Raw genomic sequence first — 20,209 nt, forward strand, 5'->3', positions numbered from 1 at the left:
CGTTTATCATGTCTGCCATCGGCAACTTGGAGAGCACGCGATGAGCACGGGATTCGAAGGGGTGCGCCCCGCATCCGAATCGTCCATCGAGATCGGCTTCTTCTATGACGGCCGGCATTGTGTCGAGCGTATCCGTGTCAAGCCCACCGCCGCCAACCTCAAGCGCGCCGCCGACCGGCGCGTTGCCATCCTGGAGGCCATCGCGCGGGGCGATTTCGACTACGACGCCGAATTCCCCAAACGCGGCGCTAAGCCATCACAGGGTCCCGCATGACGAGCAATTCGCAGCTTGAAGTTCACGATCTTTCGCCTGATGCCTTCAATGCCTACGGGTGGATGCTGGGCAAGCCCATGCCGGACGGCAACGGCGTTCCGCTGTTTACGAACCCGGCCACCGATTTCTGGCACGAGCACCTGTTCAACACGGGCGCGGGCGGCGACGCCGAGGTGCTTTGGGTCAATTACCGAAGCCAGTCCGTCGAAGTGGCCAGCCTGGAAAAGCACCTGCTGACGCAGCAGGCGATCGTCCCGCTGACGGGCAGCATCATCCAGATCGTGGCGCGCAGCGCCGCGGACGGCTCGCCCGACCTGGCCACGCTTGCGGCCTTTCATGTGGCGCAGGGGCAGGGCGTGTGCATGCGGCCGGGCTGCTGGCACGCCACCCGCGTGGCGGGCGACGAGGTCACGTGCCTGATGCTGACCCGCCGCTCCACCACGGTCGACCTGATCCAGCACCTGACCACGGACGCCAGCACCACCGAAAGCGCCTTCGCGGCCATCCCCGCGCGGCAACTGGAAGTGCCTCAGGATCTGCTGCAAAGCGCCTGACAATGCGCCACGAGGGCGGGAGAATCAATCCCCCTCGCTGCACGCGAAGCCCAGGCGCGTGAACAAGGGCCACTTGTTGCGGTAGCTGTCCGTCCAGCACATGCCGAAAAACGCCGCGAACGGCGCGTCGACCCGTTGCGCGGATATGTGTGCAGCGGCATCGGCATCGGGCGGACAGAATGCCTGCCCTGGCGTCGGGTACAACGCGCCGTCCCAGATGGGGTGATCGCAATGCTCGCAGAAATTGCACCATTCCCCTGACCGGGCGGGGTTCTGGCGGTAGGCCGGCGCAAGCGAGCGCAGCGTCTGCGCCACATCGGGCGCAAGAGCCCGTGTCGACGAGATCATGGCCGGACCCGGTATCGACTGCCATTGCGCGGGTCCGAACAGCCAGTCCTGAAACGCCAGCGGATCCAGTCCCGTGCTATCCGCATCGTCCTCATCCAGTTCCAGGTCGACCTCGGTGCTTTCGTGGCCGGGCGGCACGGCCAGCGCCGTCACGCGCGACAGCGTGTTGCAAGCCGCGCAGCGGTGCACGGCCTGCAACACGAAGTACGACGACGCGCGAATGTTGAACGCCTCTCCGTCCGGACCGGTCATGCTCGGGTCTTGCGTTGACATGCTGCTGTGCCTTTCCTGTCGCACCGCTGCGGTGCACTGTTACTTCTACATGCCGGGGAAATATGACAGAATCCCCCGGAATTCGAGCCCTGGCGCAATCCGCCGCCGCCCTCGGGCGACTGCGCCATCCCGTCATGTCGGAGCCCTGAATGCGCCACCGCCAGATTAGCACCGGATTTTGCCGCGCCACCTGCCGTCCGTTCATGGGGCTGGTTGCCGCCATCGTCGTGGCGGGCGTTTTGTCCGGCTGTGCGGTCCCGTCGCACGACGCCGCCGCCGGGCAGTCCGTCGGCATCGAGGGCCTCACTGCGCAACAGGCGCGTGGCATCGCGCGCGAATCCTACCTTTACGGCGCGCCCATGGTCGCCAGCTACCAGGCCATGTATGCCTACAGCCTGGACAAGCAGGGGGCGCAATACAAGGGGCCGGTGAACAGCATCAATCCGGTCGGCACCGCGTCCGCTGCTGCGGCTGGCCTGGACCCCGCCTATCTGTATTCCTACGCCGCCCTGGACCTGCGCGCCGAACCCGTCGTCGTCATCGTGCCCCGCGTCGAAAAGCGGCGCGACGCCTCGTTGCAGGTTATGGACCTGTACATGCACCACATTGGCGACCTGGGCCCGCGCGGCCTGGGCGGTGGCGTCTTTCTCGTGGCGGGTCCCTCCTGGAAAGGCAAGGTGCCCCCGGGCATCACCAAGGTGATTCGGTCAGAGACGCAGCTTGCCACGCTGGTGGCGCGCACGCAGCGGTTCAATCCCGCCGACCAGGAAAACGCCAAGCGCATCCAGGCGCGCTTCAAGGTGCAGCCGCTATCGGCGTTCCGCAACCGGGCCGCGCCCGCCGCCCCTGCCAAGGTGGAATGGAAAGCGCCGGTTCCGCGCGCGCAGATGTATTCGTCGCTCGAGTTCTATGACGAACTGGCCTTCCTGCTGCGGTTCGCACCCGCACACAAATCCGAGACCGCGCTGCGCGAACGCATGGCCACCCTGGGCCTGCGCCCCGGCGAGGACTACGACACCGCCACGCTCAACCCCGCGTTGCGCCGCGCGCTGCAAGAGGGCATGCACGATGGCCAGAACGACATCGACAAGAACCGCGCGGCGCAGGTCGCCGATGCCGGGGCGCTGTTCGGCGACCGGGACAAGCTGAAGAACGACTATCTGGCACGCGCGACCGGCGCGCAGATGGGGCTGTTTGCGTTTGGCGGCATGAACGCGCCCAAGGCGGCGCCGAAGTTGCCACCGAAGGTGCCACCGAAGCCGCCGCTGAAGTCTCAGCCCAAATCGCCACCCACGCCCCAATAGGCGCGCCGTATGAAGCGCAACTTCAACATCCACGACCTGCGAATCTTCTACGCCGTCGTCATGACCGGCTCGACGCGCCAGGCCGCGCTGGCCATGCACCTGACGCAGCCCGCCATCAGCCACGCGATATCGCGCCTGGAAAGCGCCACGGGCGTTCAATTGTTCGACCGGTCGCACAAGACGCTGCGTCCGACGGAAGCGGGGCAATATCTCTACAGCGAAGCCAAGTTCGTGCTGGACGAACTGGTGCGCATCGACGAAGCCCTGCACAGCATCGAACAGTTCGGCGGCCGCGGGCTGCGCATCGCCTCGTCACCCGCGCTGGCGCTGGGCTACGCGCCCGACGCAGTGCGCCGTTATCTGGACATCAATGGCACGCGCCCGTTCTCCATCGATGTCGAGTCGTCCATGCAGGTCATCAGCGCCGTGGAAACCATGCGCGCCGACTTCGGCCTGGGCGCTGTCGGCCGGGACAGCACGCGGCTGACGTTCACGCCATTCCTGCGCGCGGACGTCATGGCGATCGCGCATCGCGAACATCCGCTGGCCGGGCGCGACGCCATTACGGTGCTAGATATTCCGCCCGACACCTACGTCAAGCCGCTGTGGTCCGACTATGTCGTGGCGCAGGGCGACATCGCCGATTCGTTGCTGTTGCGCTCCGGCATGCAGGCGCATATGTCGCTGCTGCCGGGCACGGTGCGCGCCGTCAAGGGCATCAGCCTGGTCAACGCGCTGTCCGCGTCCGACATCGTGACGTCGTTCCCGGATCTGGTGGCCGTGCCGCTCGCCTCGCGGCAATGGTTCGATTTCCTGTTGATCACCCGCACCGAGTCCCGCAACAACGAGCTGACCGCGCGCCTGCTGGACGCCCTGCGATCCACGGCGCAGGCGCGGCGGCAGGGCGTGTATGCAGAGACAATCGCGTTGCTGCAATAGCGGCAAGTGCGCCGGGCTTATTGCGCCGGCGGCTGCCACGGCAGCGATTGCAGATCGCCGTCGATGCTGATTGCCTGGCCGCTGACCATGGCCCCGTAAGGGCTTGCGAGAAACAGCGCCAGGTTTGCGATGTCAGCGGCGCGTACGAACTGCCGCAGGCTGACGCCCGACAGCTCCAGCCGTGTCTGCTCTTGGACCGACAACCCCATGTTCTTGGCGCGGGCGGCGATCACCCGATCGATGCGCGGGCCGGCCACCAGCCCCGGCAGCAACGCATTGACGCGGATGTTCAGCGGCCCAAGTTCCATCGCAAGCGAACGCGTCAGCCCCACCACGCCCCATTTGGTGGCCGCATACGGCGTGCGCATGGGCAAGCCCATCCGTCCCGCCACCGAACTGATGTTGATGATGCTGCCGCCGCCCGACGCGCGCAGCGCGGGCAACGCGTGTCGCACGGTGTGGAACTGCGAGGCCAGATTGATGTCCAGCGTGGCATCCAGCTCTTGTGCGGTAATGTCGGCGATGCCTGCCGTGGGCCCGGCAATGCCGGCGTTGTTCACCAGCACGTCCAGCCCGCCCAGATGCGCTAGCGCGGTCTGCATGTAGCGGTCGATCTCATCGCGGCTGCCCACGTCCGCGAGCGCCCACGGGTGCCGGCAACTGGCCAGCATCTGTTCATCGACGTCGCACAAGTGAACGCGGGCGCCGCGTTCTGCAAAGGCGTCGGCCAACGCAGCGCCGATGCCGGACGCGCCCGCGGTCACGATGACGCGCTTTCCAGACAGGTCAACAGGAAGGGCGGCGATCGCCTCGGGTGTCGTCATGGGATTTCCAGATTGATTCATGGTGTCAGCGCTTCAGGGCTTCATCAGGCGGCAGGTCGATTCCTCGGGCGACGTATACACCTGGGTGCCTGGCACACGCGCCACCAGCTTGTAGTAGTCCCACGGCGCCTTGGATTCCGCAGGCGTCTTCACCTGCATCAGGAACATATCGTGCACCATCAGCCCGTCCGCGCGGATCTTGCCGTCTTTGACGAAGAAGTCGTTCACGGGATTGGCCTTCAGCCACTTCATGATGGTGTCGCCGTCGGTGCTCTTGGTGGCTTCCACCGCCTTCAGGTATGTCGTCGCGGCGGAATAGTCGCCGGCTTGCAGCATGGACGGCTTCTTCTTCATCACGGCCTCAAAACGCGATGCCCACTTGCGCGACGCGTCGTCCTGGTCCCAGTACCACGCGGTCGTCAAATACATGTTCTGCGCCGCCGGCAGGCCCAGCGCGTGCACGTCGGTGATCAGCACCAGCAGGCCGGCGATCTTCATCTTGGGCGTCAGGCCAAATTCGTTGGCCGCCTTGACCGCATTGCCGGTGTCGCTGGCGGAATTGGCCAAGCCCAGCACCTGCGCGCCGGAGGCCTGCGCCTGCAGGATGAACGACGAGAAGTCCGCGGTGTTCAGCGGATGTCGCACCCGGCCCTTGACGTTGCCGCCGTCGGCCTGCACCACCTTGGATGCGTCGCGCTCCAGCGCATGGCCGAACGCGTGGTCCACCGTCAGGAAATACCAGTCCTGGTTGCCTTCCTTCATCATGGCGCGCGCCGTGCCGCGCGCCAGCGACACCGTGTCGTACACGTAGTGCACGGTATATGGCGTGCATTGCGCGTTCGTCAGTTCGGACGCACCCGCGCTCACCACGAAGAACGGCGTCTTCTTTTCCTCGGCCACCTTCGCCATTGCCAACGCCGCCGCCGAATTCGCGCCCGCGATCAGCATGTTCACCCCGCGCTGGTCCAGCCATTCTCGCGCGCGGGACGACGCGATATCGGCCCGGTTCTGGTGATCCGCAACCAGTACCTCCACCTTCTTTCCGGCCACCGTGCCGCCCAGGTCCGCGATCGCCATCTTGATGGCCTCGACGCCGCCAGGTCCGTCGGCGTCCGCGGACAGCCCGGACATGTCCGTGATGAACCCGATTCGGATCACGCCGTCATCGGCCTGTGCCGCACCTGCCATTCCCAACAGCGCGGCCAATGCCGTCGCGCGCAACGTCTTTTTCATGTCTTGTCTCCCCACTACGTGGATGTGTGTGTTCAGAACGCGACGTGGTCGCGGCCCTTCAGTTGCAGCGTCTCGCGCGCGTCGTCCGGCGTGGCGATCTGCAAGGACAGGTCTTCCAGAATGCGGCGGATGCGGCGTACCTGGTCCGCGTTGGACTTCGCCAGTTCTCCGGGCCCATCCCACAATGAATCCTCCAGTCCCACGCGAACGTTCCCCCCCATCGTCGCCGCCATCGTCGCAAGCGGCGTCTGCTTGCGGCCGGCGGCCAGCACCGACCAGATGTAGTCGTCGCCGAACAGCCGGTCCGCCGTGCGCTTCATCATCATCACGTCCTCAGGGTGCGTGCCGATGCCGCCGCGGATGCCGAACACCGACTGGATCAGAAACGGCGGCTTGAGCAGCTTGCGGTCCACGAAATGCGCGGCGGTATAAAGATGGCCGATGTCGTAGCACTCGATCTCAAAGCGCGTGCCGTTATCGCTGCACGACGACAGGATGTGCTCGATATCCTTGAAGGTGTTGCGAAAGATCAGGTCGTTGCTGCCCTCCAGATACGGCCGCTCCCAATCCTGCGTGAACGTCTTGAACCGCTCCAGCAGCTCGTACATCCCGAAGTTCATCGACCCCATATTCAGCGACGCCACTTCCGGCTTGAACTGCAACGCCGGCGCCATCCGCTCGGCAATCGGCAGCACCGGCGATCCGCCCGTAGTGATGTTGACCACCACGTCCGATGCTTCCTTGATACGCGGCAGGAACTGCGCGTACAGCGCCGGATCCTGGGTGGGTTGCCCCGTGTCCGGCTGACGCGCATGCAGGTGCACGATCGCCGCACCCGCCTGGGCGGCATCAAGCGCCGACCGGGCGATCTCCTCAGGCGTGACGGGCAGGTGAGGCGACATCGACGGCGTATGGACCGAACCGGTGATGGCGCAGGTGATGATGACCTTTCTGGACTGTTTCATGGGCCTCTGGCGCGCGGCAAGGTGCCGCTGTGAATATGTCGCTACGGATTTTTATGGCCCCGGCTGTCTCCTCCGGGTGTGGGCCATTCTGTCGCAGGGCTTCGGGTCCTGTCACCTGAACAGAAATTATCAATTGATAGGGAATCCGGTGCTGCGCTGCAGCGTGCCATTCACGCGGCCGGAGCACGAAAAAAAGCCGCCGCCAGGATCGCTCCTGGCGGCGGCTTTTGCCGAACGGCTTCGAGGACTTAGTCCTTGCGGCTGGTCACTTCAACCAGGTGGTAGCCGAACTGCGTCTTGACCGGACCTTGCACTTGGCCGACCGGGGCGCTGAACACGACGGTGTCGAATTCCTTGACCATCTGGCCCGGGCCGAAGGTACCCAGGTTGCCACCGTCGCGGCTCGACGGGCAGCTCGAGTTTTCCTTGGCGAGCTGGGCGAAGTCAGCGCCATTCTCGATGGCGGTCTTGAGTTCGTTGGCCTTCGCTTCGGTGGAAACGAGGATGTGACGGGCGGAGGCTTGTGCCATGAGGGAACTCCTTGCAGACTGATTTGGGGAGGGGAGAGTAACGCATTCGCGTGAACTCGCTACCCTGGCATCATAAACGGGGAGTGATCCGGCCCCGGGTCACAGACGGTAAGCGCGAGGGGGCACACCCCCGCACTTCCCCTAATACCCCCTCACATCCTTATACGATTATCGTATTTTCAACACACCCCTCCCCGGGCGTGTCCACAGCCGAGGCAACGCGGGCTGGCAATGAGATGCACGTTTTCGGACGAGACTTCCTATGCCTGATTCAGCTTCCCGAGTACTGTTGAAAAAAGACGCGGTCGTGCCGTTTTCGTCGGAGCCCAATCTGACGGATCGTGTGACCGAGATGCTGCTGGACGAGATCACCAGTGGCGATTACCAGGTCGGTGAGGTGCTGCCCCCGGAGCAGACCATCGCCACCCGGCTTGGCGTTTCGCGCACGGTGCTGCGCGAAGCGGTTTCCCGCCTGAAGGGCGATGGCATCGTGCAAAGCAAGCAGGGCCGCGGGCTGACCGTCATGCAGACGGCGCGGCCGTCGGTGTTGCGCATGCAGGCCGCGGACATTGGCGATGCGGATCAGGTGCTGCGCATCGTGGAACTGCGCCGCGGCTTCGAGATCGAGGCCGCGCCGTTGGCGGCGGCCCGGCGTGACGAGGACGATCTGGCCGCCATGCGGCTGGCGCTGCGCAAGATGGCCGACGCGATTGCGTCCGGCGACGTGGCGGTCGGTGTGGATGCCGACATGGAGTTCCACCGCTGCGTGGCGCGTGCGACGCGCAATGAACACTATCTGAATTTCTTCGATTTCCTGGCGGTGTTGCTCAAAAAGAACCTGCGCGTGTCGCGTTCGCGGTCGGCCAAGATCGCGGGGCGCGGGGCGCAGGCGCAAAAGGAGCACGAGGCGCTGTTTGCCGCCATCGAGAAGGGCGACGTGGAACTTGCACGGCAGCACGCGCGCACGCACGTCGACAACACGGAAGCACGTCTGCGTACAGCGGCGGCCACGGCCGACAAGCCGTAGGCGTCCACTAAGGGCATCCTCCAAGGGGAAGTGGTGATGGGTCAGAAGACGATCGATGAGTTGGTGCGCGCCGACGAGGGACTGGTCAGCCGGTCCATCTTCGTGGACGAAGAGATCTTCCAGCAGGAACTGAAGCAGATCTTCTCGCGCGCGTGGCTGTTCGTGGGGCACGAAAGCCTGGTGCCCAAGCCGGACGACTACTTTGTTTCGCGCATGGGCACGGAATCCGTGATCCTGACGCGCGACCGGCAGGGGCAGATTCAGGTCATGTTGAACAGCTGTGCGCATCGCGGCATGAAGCTGTGCCGCTACGACCATGGCAACAACCGGACGTTTACCTGTCCGTACCACGGCTGGAGCTTTTCCACCGACGGCAAGCTGGTGGAACGGCCCGGCGAGCTGGTCGGCGTGCCCGGCCACGCCACGCACTACAAGGGCGAGCTGGACAAGAAGCAGTGGGGCCTGAAGACGGTGGCGCAGGTGGTGAACTACAAGGGCGCCATCTGGGCAACGTGGGATCCCAACGCGCCGCCGTTCCTGGACTACATCGGCAACATGCGGCTGTATCTGGACGCGGCGCTGGACCATCGAAACGGCAGTCCGGGCGGCTCCGAGGTGATCGGCGGCGTGCAGAAGTGGCGCGTGAAGTGCAACTGGAAATTCGCGCCTGAGAATTTCATTGGGGACCTGTACCACGACATCAGCCACCGATCCGTGGACATCGTGGGCATCGGCCCAGGCGGCGGCAAGGGGCGGCGCGATGCATCCGCCACGCGCTCGGCAATCTGCTTTCCTGAACTGGGCCACGGGCTGCTGGGCCGGCTGCCGTTCTACGAGGAAGGACCGTACGCGCCGCAATACGCGCGTTATCCGGAAGTCGAGGCGTACTACCGCGAGATCCACGAACACCGCGAGCGCACGTTGGGCTCGGCGATGCGCGTGCAGACCAGCGTGGGCACTATCTTCCCGAATATGTCGTTCCACGGCCGTCAGCCGCGCACGCTGGCAGTGTTTCATCCGATCAGTTCGACCGAGATGGAGATGTGGCGCATGTACCTGGTGGACAAGGACGCGCCCGAAGCGGTCAAGGAAGCGGCGCGCCATTATTTCCTGCGCTACTCCGGCCCGGGCGGCATGACGGAATCGGACGACATGGAGAACTGGACGGGCGCCACCGAGGCCAGCATGGGCGCGATGTCGCGCGAGCTGTACTTCAATTACCAGATGGGCGTGGGCCACCGGCAAGACGTGCCCGAGATTCCGGGCTGTGCGGTCAACGGTGAATACACCGAGGAAAACGCCCGCATCTACTACCGGCGCTGGGCGCAGTTCATGAACGGCCTGTCATGGGACCAACTGATGGCGGGCGCGGTGCGCCTGGAGGAGGCGGCATGAACGCAACCGTGGAAAACGCGCCGCCGGTGGCGCAGGACGACAGCGTGGACGACATGCTGCTCTGGTGGGAGGCGCATCGCTTCCTGCACTTTGAGGCCGACCTGCTGGACCACCGGGAATTCGACAAGTGGCTGGGCCTGCTGGACGAGGACATCACGTATCGCATGCCGCTCACGCGCAACGTGCGCCGCGACGCGATGGCGCAGGAATACTCCGGCAAGCAGGATGCGGCGTGGTTTGACGAAGGCATCGACACGCTGCGCCAGCGCGTGGCGCAGATCAAGACGGGAATTCATTGGGCCGAGGAACCGGCCTCGCGCGTATCGCATCTGGTGACCAACATCCGCGTGCTGGACGTGACGCCGGACGACGGCGGCGGCGACTTGGTGCGGGTGCGTTCGCGCTTCCTGATCTACCAGAACCGCCTGCAGTCCGAAGTGAACCTGTTCGTGGGCAAGCGCGAGGACGTGCTGCGCAGGCGCGACGGGCGCTTCACCATTCTGTCGCGCGAAATCCACCTCGACCAGAACGTACTCTTATCGAAGGCGCTGACGATCTTCTTCTAGCGCCGTTGCCGGAGCCGGCCCGTCTGCCGGCATTCGATGGTTTTCCTTCCACTCGGGGCCTGACCGCCGACAGGACGCGCTCGCCCATACCTGGAGTTGCAGCATGCAAAGACGTACTGTACTGAAGGCCATTGCCGGCGCGGCCGCGATGTCGGCAACGGGAATGTCGTGGGGCGCCGACGCGGCTTATCCAAGCAAGCCGATCCGCCTGATCGTGCCGTATCCGCCAGGCGGCGTCACGGACGTGGCGGGGCGTTTGGCGGGCGAAATCCTCACGCGCAAGTTTGGTCAGCCCGTGGTGGTGGAGAATCGGCCGGGTGCGAACGGCATGATCGGCAGCCAGCAGGTGGCTTCCGCGCCGGCGGACGGCTACACGCTGCTGCTCAATGGGCTGGGCGGCATGGTGCTGCCGATGGCCACGGTGACCGGTCTGCCGCTCGATACGTCGCGTGCCTTCACGCCGATCGCGCAGATGGCCGAATTCATCAACGTGCTGATCGTGCGGGCCGACTCGCCGATACGCAGCGTCGACGACCTGATCGCCACGGCGCGCAAACGTAGCAAGGATGGCCTGAACTACGGCTCCAACGGCATCGGTTCGTCGGTGCACCTGACCACCGCGTTCTTCGCGCAGCACACCGGCACCCATCTGCTGCACGTGCCCTACAAGGGCAGCGGCGAGATGCTGGTGGACGTGGTCAACGGCAACCTGGACTTCAGTTTCAGCAATCTGCCGCCCGTGATGGGGCTGATCCGCAAAGGGTCGATTCGCCCGATCGCCGTCACCAGCAGCTATCGCAGCAAGCAGCTGCCGGATGTGCCGACGATGGCCGAGCAAGGCGTGGCGGATTTCGATGTGACGAGCTGGCTGGGACTGTATGGCCCGGCTGGCATGCCGCCCGAGGTGGTGCAGAAGCTGAGCGCGGCGTTGCAGGAAGGCATGGCACTGCCGCAGTCGGTGGAAACCTTGAGCGCCGCGGGTTTTGAGCCCAGGCCCACGGGCGCGGATGCGTTTGCGGAACTGAACCGCGCCGAACTTGCGCGCTGGAAGCAGGTCGCCACCAAGGCCAGCATCTCCCTGAAATTCGGAGCCTGAGCATCATGGAAACGACATCGGCCCTGCAGCGGGTTCACACCGCCATCATCGGTGCAGGACATGCGGGCGTGGAGTGTGCGTGGGCCCTGCGCGCGGCGGGGGTGGAAGGCGACGTGGCGCTCTTTGGCGCCGAAACGCATGCACCCTACGAACGGCCGCCGCTGTCGAAGGCCGTGCTGACCGGTTCGACCAGCGCCGAGCGCATTGCGTTGCGCGCGGGCAGCGCTTACGAAAAGTCGCGCGTAATGGTGGTGGCGGGTGACCCGGTGGCCGCCATCGATACTGCGGCGCACACGCTGCGCACGGCGTCGGGCCGCGTCGTGGCGTATGAGCATTGCGTGCTTGCCACGGGCGCCAGCGCGCGCGGCATGGCCGACGTGGCGGGCGAACAGGTGTTCTCGGTGCGTGGCCTGGACGACGCGCACCGGCTGCGCGAGGCGCTGCGGCCGGGCATCCGGCTGCTGGTGGTCGGCGCCGGATATCTGGGACTGGAAGCGGCCTGCTCGGCGCGCAAGCTGGGCGCGCAAGTGCTGGTGCTGGAGAAGGGCGGCAACGTGATGGCGGGTAAGGTGTCCGAGCCCACGGCCACGCGGCTGGGCGACCTGCACCGCGAGGCCGGCATCGAGATCCGCCACGGCGCTGCGGTTCAGCGCTGGGAACGCACGGCATCCGGATGGCGCGCGCATCTGGCAACGGGCGAGGCCATCGATGCCGACCTGGTGCTGGTGTCGATTGGCGCGGTGGCCGAGACGGCGCTGGCCGAGGCGGCGGGACTCATCTGTCTGGACGGCGTGGTCGTGGACGAATGCTGCCGAACGTCGGCGCCCGACGTCTACGCCATCGGGGACTGCGCCAGCGCCTTTCGGGGCGAGCTGCAGCGCTATGCCCGGATTGAAAGCGTGCAGAACGCGCTGGCGCAGGCGCGCACGGCAGCCGCCGCCATCGCGGGCAAGGCGCCGCCCGCGTCGCGCCCGCCCACGTTCTGGTCCGAACAACAGGGCCGCCGTCTGCAGATGGCCGGACTGGTCGATCCGGCTGCGCCGTGCCGCGATGTATTACTGCCCACGGCCAAGGGATGGCTGGTCGAGCGCTACCAGCACGGCCGCCTGGCCGCGATCGAGGCGGTCGATAGCCCGGTGGAGTTCATCAAGGGCGTGCCACGCATCGGCGCGCCCGAAGTGGCTGCGGCCACGGCGTGATCAAACCTTCTGGAGACAACATGCCCGTTGCGATATTTGAATTGCCCGATGGCGCCGAACAGGTGCTGGATGTGCCCGATGATTGGTCGCTGATGGAAGCCGCGCGGCGCGATGGCCTGGAAGGCATCGTCGCCGAATGCGGCGGCGGCGCCATCTGCGGTACGTGCCACGTGCAGGTGGATGCCGATTGGCACGCGCGGCTGGAGCCACCCGGCATGGCCGAGGAAGCGTTGCTTGAAGTGGTGCCCGAGCGCTGCCCGACCAGCCGTCTGTCCTGTCAGGTCATCATGACGCCCGAACTGGACGGCATCCGCGTGCGCGTGCCGTCATCGCAGCTCGAGCTGTAGCCAGCGCGTCCGAACCCCAAGGAGCAACCGCATGGCCGACAACAAATCCATCAACCTGGTCGATCTGCAACCCGGCGTGCGCGTGCGCATGGCGGGCGGCGCGTTGGCCGAGATCGTCGAGAACCCGCAGGACGGCTTCTGGCTGATTGTCCGGTACCTGGACCATCCGGCAGAGCCCGCGCTGGTCGACGCCGGTGAGCAGCAGGTGTTTGCCACCGACGTCGAAGCAATCGAACCCTGAACCCTCTGGAGCCCCCATGAATCAAAAGCCCAAAGTCATCGTCTCCGCGCCCGTGCCGCCCGATCTGCGCGAGCAGCTGGCCGAGCGTTGCGAAATCGTCGAAGTGCCCACCGGACAGAATCCGGCCGAGGTGCTGGGCGCGGATGCGCGCGCGAATATCGAAGGCATGGTCTGCACGGTGCGCACCAAGGTCGATCAAGCCTTGCTGGACGCCTTGCCCGCGCTGAAGGTCAGCTCGAACTTCGCTGTGGGATTCGATAACGTCGATCTGGCGGCCGCCACACAGCGCAAAGTGCTGATCTGCAATACGCCCGGCGTGCTGGATGGCGCGGTGGCCGACGTGACGATCGGCCTGATGCTATGCCTGTCGCGCAATCTGGTGGCGGGGGACGCCTTCGTGCGCAGCGGCGCCTGGACCAAGGGCGCGTTCCCGCTGACGCGGGACATCCGCGGCAAGACGCTGGGACTGCTGGGGATGGGACGCATCGGCCGTGTCGTTGCCCGCGCGGCGCAGGCCTTCGACATGAAGGTCATCTATCACAACCGCCGCGAAGATCCGCAGGCCGAAGGCCTGGCCACCTATGTCGAGCGCGACGAACTCTTCAAGTCGTCTGACGTGCTGAGCGTGCACATTCCCCTGTCCGCGGAAACGCGCCATTCCATCGGCAAGCGTGAACTTGGCTTGATGAAGCCGACGGCCTACCTGATCAACACGGCGCGCGGCCCGGTCATCGACGAGGCGGCGCTGATCGACGCGTTGCGCGCCGGCACCATCGCGGGTGCGGGGCTGGATGTGATGGAGCAGGAACCGCTGCCGGCCGACAGCCCGCTCTGCGCCTTGCCGAATGTGGTGCTGCAGGCACACGTGGGCAGCGCTACGCACGAAACGCGGCGCGCGATGATCGACCTGGCGGTGGCCAACCTGATGGATGCACTGGGCGGAAAGACGCCGCAGGCGATGGTCAACCCCGAGGTCTGGCAGGCGCGCGCGTGACGCGTCCGGCAGGCAAAGCAGCGGGCCGTTGATTGAAGGCCTGCGAGGTGGGGCCGCCTAGGTGGGGCCGCCGAGGCGGCCCCTTATCCATGCCCCTTATCCCTGTTTCCCGCCGTAATCCACCACGATCCCCGCCTGCTGCGCGACCTCGGTCCAGCGCTTCAGTTCCGCCTTGGAGAACGCCTGGAACTGCGCCGCGTCGCGTAGCTTGGGTTCGAAGCCGGCGTTGATGATGCGGGTCTGGTATTCCGGAGCGGCCAGTCCCGTGACGATGGTGTTGGACAGCTGCGCAATGATCGCCGGATCGACCTGCGCGGGCGCATACATGCCCAGCCAGCTCGTCACGTCGAAGTCCTTCATGCCCTGTTCCTGCATGGTCGGCACGTTGGGCAGCTGGCGCGCGCGGTAGGCGCTGGTCACCGCCAAGGCCTTCAGGCGCTTGCCGTCCACCATCGCCAGCGTGGGCGGCAGGTTCATGAAACAGAGGTCCAGGTCGCCATTGGCCGTTCCGACCAGCGCCTCGCTGGCGCCCTTGTAGGGCACGTGGTCGAACTTCAAGCCGGTGCGCATGGCAAAGAGCTCGGCCGTCATCTGCGACGAACTGCCGACGCCGTTGCTGCCATATAGCGGTTTACGCTTCGTGGCACGCAGGTATTCGATCAGTTCTGGCACCGTGTTGGCGGGGTGGTCCACGCGCACGACCAGGGCGTTGACGAACTCGGCCACCTGGGCGATGGGTAGAAGGGCGGTGGGGATGTCGATCGGCAGGCCGCGCAGCGTGGCGGGCGGCAGTACGTTGTGGCCCAGGCCCCCCGTGGTGAGGGTGTAGCCGTCAGGCCGTGAGGCAGCGGCCGCCTGCATGCCGATGACCCCGCCCGCGCCGGCGCGGTTTTCGATCACCACGCTCTGGCCGTACTTGGCGTAGAGCAGGTCGCCCACCAGCCGTCCTGCAAGGTCGGTGGCGCTGCCTGGTGTGGAAGAGACGATGATCTTGATGACGCGGGACGGATACGGCCCGCTCTGTGCCCAGCTTGCGCCGGTAAGGTGCAGGCCGGCGGCGGCCCCCATCAGCTTCAACGCACTACGACGTTTCATGACGACTTCCCCTTGGGTTATAGACCTACTGCTTCACGTGCTGCTCCAAAAATGTGATCCGGACTTTGTACGATAAACATATTTCTCGTACGGTACGGGCCACGCGAGAGCACGCAAATTGCGGCTTACCCTAGGGAAGTCGTTTTGGGCCTTGCGGCCCGATTATCAGCGCACCGGCCAGCCGTACATCAGCCCGCCGTTGCGATACGACGCATTCAGCCCGCGCTCGAGTTTCAGCGGGCTGTTCGGGCCCAGGTTCTTCTCGAAGCTCTCGCCGTAATTGCCGACGGTCTTGATGATGTTGTAGGCCCACTTGTCATCGACGCCCAAGTTCTTTCCCATGCCCGGCGTCACGCCCAAGAGGCGCTGGATGTTCGGGTTGGTGCTTTTCAACATCTCGTCCACGTTCTTGGACGTGACGCCGTATTCCTCGGCTTCCAGCATGGCGTTCATGGTCCAGCGGACCAGGTTGAACCATTGCTCGTCGCCCTGGCGAACCATCGGGCCCAGCGGTTCCTTGGAGAAGTTCTCCGGCAGGATGTCGTACTTTTCCGGATTCTCCAGGTTGCTGCGCGCGGCGGCCAATTGCGACTTGTCGCCGGTGAAGGCGTCGCAGCGGCCCACGGCGAAGGCGCGGATGATCTCGTCCAGGCGCTCCACGACGACCGGCTTGAAGTTCACGTTCTGCGAGCGGAACCAGTCCGCGAGGTTCAGTTCGGTGGTGGTGCCGGGCTGCACGCAGACGGTGGCGCCTTCCAGTTCCTTGGCGCTCTTCACGCCCAGGGACTTGTTCACCATGATGCCCTGGCTGTCGTAGTAGTTCACGCCCACGCCGATCAGGCCCAGCGTCGTGTCGCGGGTCAGGGTGAGCGTGGTGTTGCGGGTCAGGACATCGACTTCGCCGGATTGCAGGGCGGTAAAGCGCTGGACCGCGCTGATCGCCTGGATCTTGGCCTTGGAGGCGTCGCCGAACAAGGCGATGGCCAGCGCGCGGCACAGGTCGACGTCCAGGCCGATCCAGCCGCCCTTGCTGTCGTTCACGGAAAAGCCCGCGACGCCCGTGGATACGCCGCAATGGACAAAGCCCTTGCTCTTGACCGCCTCGAAGGTCGCGCCGGCGTGGGCGGTCCAGGACGAAATGAACAAGGCGGTTCCTGCCGCAGCCAGTTTGAGTGCTTTCATGGTGTCTCCGCGCCGCGTGGCGCATGTTTATCGTTCAGCCGAAGGCTGAAGTGCGGCGCATAGTACCAGCGGGTCCGGGAGGGAGAATCAGGGAATTCCCGTTAAATCCGGGAGGCGGAATTTGATGGGGATAGAATCGGGCATGCCCGCCCTGCCGCCTGCTTCCAGGCCGCCAGCGGCCGGAAAACGCCACACCGCCACGCCAGCCTATGAATCGACATGACGACCCCGCAGGTCCAGACGACCGACCCAGGTGCCCGATCGCCTTCGTCAAGGACCAGTTGCACGGCACTTGGACCGAGCTGACGCGGGTCACCGCCAGCGACCGCCGCTGGGAAATGCCGCTGGCCGCCGCGCTGTCGTCGGGTCTGCCGCTGATGGTGGGCGCGTATTTCGGGCGCATGGATTACGGACTGATGTCCAGCCTGGGCGGGATGGTGTTCCTGAGCCTGCCCAACGCCTCGTTGCAGATCCGCATGATGATGCTGCTGGCGGCGTCCTTCGGCATGGTCGCCTGCTACGCGCTGGGCGCGCTGACGAAGTTCTGGCCGACCGCCACGATCGCGGCGCTGACGCTGATCGCGATGGTGGTGAACATGGTGTGCCGCTGCTATCGCCTGGGCCCGCCGGGCAGCCTGTTTTTCATCATGGCCACGGCGATCGCCGCCTACACGCCGGGCACCATCGAAGACGTGCCACTGCGCGTGGGCATGGTGGCATTGGGTTGTCTGGTCGCCTGCCTGGTGGCCTTTGCGTATTCGCTGCACATGACGCGCGTGGCCCCGCCGCCGCCGCATGTCGAACTGCCCAAGCCCACGTTCGATTTCGTTGTTTACGACTCCGTCATCATCGGGCTGTTCGTGGGTATTTCCTTGCTGGTGGCCGAACTGCTGCAACTGCAGCGGCCGTACTGGGTCCCCGTCAGTTGCCTGGCGATCATCCAGGGCGCCAGCCTGCGCGCGGCGTGGAGCCGGCAGATGCACCGCATCCTGGGCACCGCCGTGGGCCTGTGCGTGGCCTGGGCGCTGCTCAGCCTGCCGCTCAACGTCTGGACGCTGAGCCTGGTGATGATGGCGCTGTCGTTCGGCATCGAAACGCTGGTGGTGCGCCATTACGCCAGCGCGGTGGCGCTGATCACGCCCTTGACCATCTTCCTGGCCGAGGCGCCGCATCTGGGGCAGGGCTATCCCGTCGATGTGATCGAGGCGCGCTTCGTGGACACGGCGCTCGGGGCATTCATCGGCGTGCTCGGCGCCGTGCTGCTGCACAGCCAACGCATCCGCCCGACGCTGTCGCGCTGGATGCGGGCGGTGCTGCCGCGGCGGGTGAGTTGACCGCCGCCCTGCGCCGGCTGGACGCCGCGGCGGTCGATTTTCCCCGCCGGCTCGGATAGGATGGGTGTTTGCGCAACCTGGAGGCACTCATGGATTGTTCTGTTGAAGGAAAGGTCGCGTTCGCCGACGGTCATTCGTATCACTTCGCGACCGTCGACGCGGCGCTGGCATTCGCGGAGTGCGTCAAAAGCACCCAGAATCCCGCCCAATGCGCCGCCACGCATGGCAGCACCCGTCAGGTCAAGCTGGAAGACGTCGCCGCGCAGGAAGCCGCGGAGCGGCTTGAACAGGAACCCGGCGCGGGGACTTGAATGTCTTGACGCGGCGCGGGTGTCAGCCCTTCGCGGCGGATTTCGCGCCGGCACTTCGCCGCCGCCCGCGCGGCGGCGCCGCATCATCAGCCCCGTCGCCCGCCAGATACGCCTGCACCAACGTGATGATCCGTTCCGCCGTAGGCGACAAGCTGCGCCGGGCGCGATGGATGACGCTGTAGGTCAGCGGACCTGACGCCGGGTAGGGCAGCGGCAACGGCACGAGCGATCCTTGCGCCAGTTCGGCGACGATGGCCTCGCGCGTGCAGAACAGCACCACGTCGCTTCCCACGGCTACGTCGCGCAGCGCGCTGACGCTGTCGCATTCAAACGCAATCGGCAGTTCATCCACGCCGGCCACCTGATACAGCTTGGCCAGATACTCCCGCGCCCGCTGCGGCAGGTCGGTGGCGGCCAGGCGATATTGCGCCAAGGCGGCGCGCAGCTTGGGTTTTCGCACCGATTGCAGCGGATGCCCGGCCCGCACGAAAAGGCCGCCGTGCTGCGGCGGCAGCGCACGCACGATGAAGTCGGCCGGCGGCGGCAGGCTGTGCGTCACCGCCACGGCAAAGTCCAGCTTGTCCTGCAACAGCTTGTCGAGCAGGCGCTGCCAGCTTTCGATCTCGACATGCACGCTCAGGCCGGGATGGTCGTGCGCCAGGCGGACCAGCAGCGGCGACAGAAACCCCGCCGCCGGAAAGGCCCCGACGCCGAAGCTCACGCGTCCCGTGTCGTGGCCCCTCAGCAATTCGGCCTCGCGCCGAAGGGCGAGGACATCGCCCAGGATGCGGCGCGAACGATCGAGAACCATTTTTCCCGCCTGCGTCGGCGTCACGCCGATCGACGCGCGATCCACCAGCACCAGGCCCAGCGTCTCTTCAAGGGACTGGATGCTGCGCGTCAGCGCCGACTGCGTCAGATGCAGCCGCTGGGCCGCCCGAGAGAAGTGCCGCTCTTCGGCAAGGACGGAAAAGTGCTGGAGCGAACGGATCGTCAGGCCCATGTATTTTTCTCATCGGAATTGCGCCAAATATGCAATTGATTCGAGTCAATTGCAAGACTAAAACAGCTTGACCACGGGTCGGTGAAAACGCTGCAAGAACCCGGGAAAACACGACACAGAGCGCTGCGCGGCCCCGCGACACGCCAACCTCGCAGGAGGAGACAACATGAACCGCAAGCCGATCTTCCATCTGGCGGGCTGGGCCGCCGCGCTGAGCATGCTGGCCTGTACGGCCGCCGTCGCGGCGCCATCCCCGCAACCCGACGCCTGGCCCGCCGCGGGCAAGCCGATACGCATGGTTGTGCCGTTCCCGGCGGGGTCGGGGTCGGATTCGCTGGCGCGCATGCTGGCGGCCAAGGTATCGCAGCAGACAGGCGCCTCCGTCATCATCGACAACAAGCCGGGCGCGGGCACGATGATCGGCGCGCAGGACGTGGCGCGCGCCAAGCCGGACGGCTATACGCTGCTGTACACCATCGTGGTCACGCACACGCAGAATCCGCACCTCTACAAAAAGCTGCCGTACGACCCGGTCAAGGACTTCACGCCGGTGTTGCAGGCGGTCAGATCGGCCACCGTGCTGGTCGCCAACAACAACGCGCCGTTCTCCACGACAGCCGAGCTGATCGCCTACGCCAAGGCAAATCCTGGAAAGCTCAACTACGCCTCGTACAGCGCCGGATCAACCTCGCACCTGAATGGCGAGATCCTCAAGATGAAGACGGGCACCGACATCGTCCACGTGCCCTACAAAGGCACCGCCGACGCCAGCCGCGCGCTCTTGGCGGGCGACGTGCAGGTTTACTTCGATGGCACCGCCACAGCGGTCGAGAACGCGCGTGCCGGCAAGGTCAAGCTGCTGGGCCCGCCCACGGACCGGCGCCTGAGCGTGCTGCCAGAACTGCCCACGCTGGAAGAGCAGGGGATCGAGGGACTGAACATCGTGGGCTGGCAAGGCATCTTCGGTCCGGGCGACATGCCGCCCGCACTGGCCGAGCGCGTCGCCCAGGTGTTTCGCGCCGCGCTGGAGACCCCGGAGATCACCCAGACCATCCTGTCGCAGGGCAATGAGGTCAGTGGTGCGGGGCCAAAGGAGTTCTCGGCCATCGTGCAGCGCGACAGCGCGCGGTGGGGCGACGTGATCCGCCGGATCGGGCTGGTATTGGAATAAGGCT

23 protein-coding genes are annotated in these 20,209 nt (G+C 65.6%); 15 read left to right on the top strand and 8 right to left on the bottom strand.

What is annotated here, in order from left to right; all coding sequences use genetic code 11:
* Positions 1-40 precede the first annotated feature (40 nt).
* Together KVT32_RS12125 and KVT32_RS12130 are read left to right on the top strand one after the other, a co-directional pair.
* Complete coding sequence (locus tag KVT32_RS12125; RefSeq protein WP_063956533.1) at positions 41-274, top strand: Arm DNA-binding domain-containing protein; 234 nt, start codon at positions 41-43, stop codon at positions 272-274.
* Entirely contained in the window at positions 271-828 is a 558-nt protein-coding gene (locus KVT32_RS12130; protein ID WP_152382749.1) for an ureidoglycolate lyase, read from the top strand. Before KVT32_RS12125 ends, KVT32_RS12130 begins: the two co-directional genes overlap by 4 nt.
* Positions 829-852: 24 nt before the next feature.
* Here the strand turns inward: KVT32_RS12130 and KVT32_RS12135 are convergent, their stop codons facing one another.
* Complete coding sequence (locus KVT32_RS12135; RefSeq protein WP_152382748.1) at positions 853-1,449, bottom strand: hypothetical protein; 597 nt, start codon at positions 1,447-1,449, stop codon at positions 853-855.
* Between the two features lie 149 nt (positions 1,450-1,598).
* On the opposite strand from KVT32_RS12135, the gene KVT32_RS12140 reads away from it, so the two are divergent.
* Positions 1,599-2,753 (top strand): DUF1254 domain-containing protein, encoded by a 1,155-nt coding sequence (locus tag KVT32_RS12140; protein ID WP_217618262.1) that lies wholly within the window; start codon positions 1,599-1,601, stop codon positions 2,751-2,753.
* A gap of 9 nt (positions 2,754-2,762) precedes the next feature.
* On the top strand, positions 2,763-3,692 hold the full coding sequence (locus tag KVT32_RS12145; protein ID WP_056324740.1) for a LysR family transcriptional regulator: 930 nt from the start codon (positions 2,763-2,765) through the stop codon (positions 3,690-3,692).
* Between the two features lie 17 nt (positions 3,693-3,709).
* On the opposite strand, the gene KVT32_RS12150 is transcribed toward KVT32_RS12145, so the two are convergent.
* The 4 genes from KVT32_RS12150 to KVT32_RS12165 form a co-directional block, all read right to left on the bottom strand.
* On the bottom strand, positions 3,710-4,516 hold the full coding sequence (locus KVT32_RS12150; protein WP_217618263.1) for an SDR family oxidoreductase: 807 nt from the start codon (positions 4,514-4,516) through the stop codon (positions 3,710-3,712).
* A 33-nt stretch (positions 4,517-4,549) separates the two neighbouring features.
* A complete protein-coding gene (locus KVT32_RS12155; RefSeq protein WP_217618264.1) occupies positions 4,550-5,749 on the bottom strand; it encodes an ABC transporter substrate-binding protein in 1,200 nt (399 codons plus the stop codon).
* A gap of 32 nt (positions 5,750-5,781) precedes the next feature.
* Positions 5,782-6,714 (bottom strand): 3-keto-5-aminohexanoate cleavage protein, encoded by a 933-nt coding sequence (locus KVT32_RS12160; protein ID WP_217618265.1) that lies wholly within the window; start codon positions 6,712-6,714, stop codon positions 5,782-5,784.
* Between the two features lie 248 nt (positions 6,715-6,962).
* Complete coding sequence (locus tag KVT32_RS12165; RefSeq protein WP_056324750.1) at positions 6,963-7,244, bottom strand: peptidylprolyl isomerase; 282 nt, start codon at positions 7,242-7,244, stop codon at positions 6,963-6,965.
* Positions 7,245-7,533: 289 nt separating this feature from the next.
* Here KVT32_RS12165 and KVT32_RS12170 point away from each other — a divergent pair, with 289 nt between their 5' ends.
* The 8 genes from KVT32_RS12170 (at position 7,534) to KVT32_RS12205 (ending at position 14,109) form a co-directional block, all read left to right on the top strand.
* Positions 7,534-8,271, top strand: coding sequence for a FadR/GntR family transcriptional regulator (locus KVT32_RS12170; RefSeq protein WP_254636859.1), 738 nt, complete (start codon positions 7,534-7,536; stop codon positions 8,269-8,271).
* Positions 8,272-8,307: 36 nt separating this feature from the next.
* Positions 8,308-9,666 carry an aromatic ring-hydroxylating dioxygenase subunit alpha gene (locus KVT32_RS12175; protein WP_056324752.1) on the top strand — a complete coding sequence of 453 codons (1,359 nt, stop codon included), beginning with the start codon at positions 8,308-8,310 and terminating at the stop codon, positions 9,664-9,666.
* A complete protein-coding gene (locus tag KVT32_RS12180) occupies positions 9,663-10,232 on the top strand; it encodes a 3-phenylpropionate/cinnamic acid dioxygenase subunit beta (RefSeq protein ID WP_056324755.1) in 570 nt (189 codons plus the stop codon). The genes KVT32_RS12175 and KVT32_RS12180 overlap by 4 nt, the downstream gene beginning before the upstream one ends.
* 103 nt (positions 10,233-10,335) lie before the next feature.
* Positions 10,336-11,328 (top strand): tripartite tricarboxylate transporter substrate binding protein, encoded by a 993-nt coding sequence (locus tag KVT32_RS12185; protein ID WP_233461897.1) that lies wholly within the window; start codon positions 10,336-10,338, stop codon positions 11,326-11,328.
* Between the two features lie 5 nt (positions 11,329-11,333).
* The gene (locus tag KVT32_RS12190; RefSeq protein ID WP_227741313.1) at positions 11,334-12,527 is read left to right on the top strand and encodes an FAD-dependent oxidoreductase; all 1,194 of its coding nucleotides are present in this window, start codon (positions 11,334-11,336) and stop codon (positions 12,525-12,527) included.
* A gap of 20 nt (positions 12,528-12,547) precedes the next feature.
* Positions 12,548-12,874 carry a 2Fe-2S iron-sulfur cluster-binding protein gene (locus KVT32_RS12195; RefSeq protein WP_056324760.1) on the top strand — a complete coding sequence of 109 codons (327 nt, stop codon included), beginning with the start codon at positions 12,548-12,550 and terminating at the stop codon, positions 12,872-12,874.
* 31 nt (positions 12,875-12,905) lie between these two features.
* Positions 12,906-13,115: a hypothetical protein gene (locus KVT32_RS12200; protein ID WP_056324762.1), complete on the top strand. Its 210-nt coding sequence runs from the start codon at positions 12,906-12,908 to the stop codon at positions 13,113-13,115.
* A gap of 16 nt (positions 13,116-13,131) precedes the next feature.
* Entirely contained in the window at positions 13,132-14,109 is a 978-nt protein-coding gene (locus tag KVT32_RS12205; RefSeq protein WP_217618266.1) for a 2-hydroxyacid dehydrogenase, read from the top strand.
* A gap of 96 nt (positions 14,110-14,205) precedes the next feature.
* On the opposite strand, the gene KVT32_RS12210 is transcribed toward KVT32_RS12205, so the two are convergent.
* Positions 14,206-15,204 (bottom strand): tripartite tricarboxylate transporter substrate binding protein, encoded by a 999-nt coding sequence (locus tag KVT32_RS12210; RefSeq protein WP_254636860.1) that lies wholly within the window; start codon positions 15,202-15,204, stop codon positions 14,206-14,208.
* Between the two features lie 165 nt (positions 15,205-15,369).
* A complete protein-coding gene (locus KVT32_RS12215) occupies positions 15,370-16,386 on the bottom strand; it encodes an amino acid ABC transporter substrate-binding protein (RefSeq protein ID WP_056324770.1) in 1,017 nt (338 codons plus the stop codon).
* 209 nt (positions 16,387-16,595) lie between these two features.
* Here KVT32_RS12215 and KVT32_RS12220 point away from each other — a divergent pair, with 209 nt between their 5' ends.
* Positions 16,596-17,720 carry an FUSC family protein gene (locus KVT32_RS12220; RefSeq protein ID WP_217618267.1) on the top strand — a complete coding sequence of 375 codons (1,125 nt, stop codon included), beginning with the start codon at positions 16,596-16,598 and terminating at the stop codon, positions 17,718-17,720.
* 89 nt (positions 17,721-17,809) lie between these two features.
* Positions 17,810-18,031, top strand: a complete 222-nt coding sequence (locus tag KVT32_RS12225; protein WP_175156175.1) for a hypothetical protein — start codon at positions 17,810-17,812, stop codon at positions 18,029-18,031.
* A gap of 22 nt (positions 18,032-18,053) precedes the next feature.
* On the opposite strand, the gene KVT32_RS12230 is transcribed toward KVT32_RS12225, so the two are convergent.
* A complete protein-coding gene (locus tag KVT32_RS12230) occupies positions 18,054-19,034 on the bottom strand; it encodes a LysR family transcriptional regulator (RefSeq protein ID WP_175156174.1) in 981 nt (326 codons plus the stop codon).
* 166 nt (positions 19,035-19,200) lie between these two features.
* Here KVT32_RS12230 and KVT32_RS12235 point away from each other — a divergent pair, with 166 nt between their 5' ends.
* Positions 19,201-20,205, top strand: a complete 1,005-nt coding sequence (locus KVT32_RS12235; protein WP_217618268.1) for a tripartite tricarboxylate transporter substrate binding protein — start codon at positions 19,201-19,203, stop codon at positions 20,203-20,205.
* Positions 20,206-20,209: the final 4 nt, after the last annotated feature.

The sequence above is a fragment of the Achromobacter sp. GbtcB20 genome (genome assembly GCF_019091095.1).
Lineage (GTDB): Bacteria > Pseudomonadota > Gammaproteobacteria > Burkholderiales > Burkholderiaceae_B > Achromobacter > Achromobacter mucicolens.

Bases quoted from the DNA above. Each gene is read 5' to 3' on its own strand.
- KVT32_RS12125 (WP_063956533.1), top strand. From the start codon at position 41: ATGAGCACGGGATTCGAAGGGGTGCGCCCCGCATCCGAATCGTCCATC.
- KVT32_RS12130 (WP_152382749.1), top strand. From the start codon at position 271: ATGACGAGCAATTCGCAGCTTGAAGTTCACGATCTTTCGCCTGATGCC.
- KVT32_RS12135 (WP_152382748.1), bottom strand. From the start codon at position 1,449: ATGTCAACGCAAGACCCGAGCATGACCGGTCCGGACGGAGAGGCGTTC.
- KVT32_RS12140 (WP_217618262.1), top strand. From the start codon at position 1,599: ATGCGCCACCGCCAGATTAGCACCGGATTTTGCCGCGCCACCTGCCGT.
- KVT32_RS12145 (WP_056324740.1), top strand. From the start codon at position 2,763: ATGAAGCGCAACTTCAACATCCACGACCTGCGAATCTTCTACGCCGTC.
- KVT32_RS12150 (WP_217618263.1), bottom strand. From the start codon at position 4,516: ATGACGACACCCGAGGCGATCGCCGCCCTTCCTGTTGACCTGTCTGGA.
- KVT32_RS12155 (WP_217618264.1), bottom strand. From the start codon at position 5,749: ATGAAAAAGACGTTGCGCGCGACGGCATTGGCCGCGCTGTTGGGAATG.
- KVT32_RS12160 (WP_217618265.1), bottom strand. From the start codon at position 6,714: ATGAAACAGTCCAGAAAGGTCATCATCACCTGCGCCATCACCGGTTCG.
- KVT32_RS12165 (WP_056324750.1), bottom strand. From the start codon at position 7,244: ATGGCACAAGCCTCCGCCCGTCACATCCTCGTTTCCACCGAAGCGAAG.
- KVT32_RS12175 (WP_056324752.1), top strand. From the start codon at position 8,308: ATGGGTCAGAAGACGATCGATGAGTTGGTGCGCGCCGACGAGGGACTG.
- KVT32_RS12180 (WP_056324755.1), top strand. From the start codon at position 9,663: ATGAACGCAACCGTGGAAAACGCGCCGCCGGTGGCGCAGGACGACAGC.
- KVT32_RS12185 (WP_233461897.1), top strand. From the start codon at position 10,336: ATGCAAAGACGTACTGTACTGAAGGCCATTGCCGGCGCGGCCGCGATG.
- KVT32_RS12190 (WP_227741313.1), top strand. From the start codon at position 11,334: ATGGAAACGACATCGGCCCTGCAGCGGGTTCACACCGCCATCATCGGT.
- KVT32_RS12195 (WP_056324760.1), top strand. From the start codon at position 12,548: ATGCCCGTTGCGATATTTGAATTGCCCGATGGCGCCGAACAGGTGCTG.
- KVT32_RS12200 (WP_056324762.1), top strand. From the start codon at position 12,906: ATGGCCGACAACAAATCCATCAACCTGGTCGATCTGCAACCCGGCGTG.
- KVT32_RS12205 (WP_217618266.1), top strand. From the start codon at position 13,132: ATGAATCAAAAGCCCAAAGTCATCGTCTCCGCGCCCGTGCCGCCCGAT.
- KVT32_RS12210 (WP_254636860.1), bottom strand. From the start codon at position 15,204: ATGAAACGTCGTAGTGCGTTGAAGCTGATGGGGGCCGCCGCCGGCCTG.
- KVT32_RS12215 (WP_056324770.1), bottom strand. From the start codon at position 16,386: ATGAAAGCACTCAAACTGGCTGCGGCAGGAACCGCCTTGTTCATTTCG.
- KVT32_RS12220 (WP_217618267.1), top strand. From the start codon at position 16,596: ATGAATCGACATGACGACCCCGCAGGTCCAGACGACCGACCCAGGTGC.
- KVT32_RS12225 (WP_175156175.1), top strand. From the start codon at position 17,810: ATGGATTGTTCTGTTGAAGGAAAGGTCGCGTTCGCCGACGGTCATTCG.
- KVT32_RS12230 (WP_175156174.1), bottom strand. From the start codon at position 19,034: ATGGGCCTGACGATCCGTTCGCTCCAGCACTTTTCCGTCCTTGCCGAA.
- KVT32_RS12235 (WP_217618268.1), top strand. From the start codon at position 19,201: ATGAACCGCAAGCCGATCTTCCATCTGGCGGGCTGGGCCGCCGCGCTG.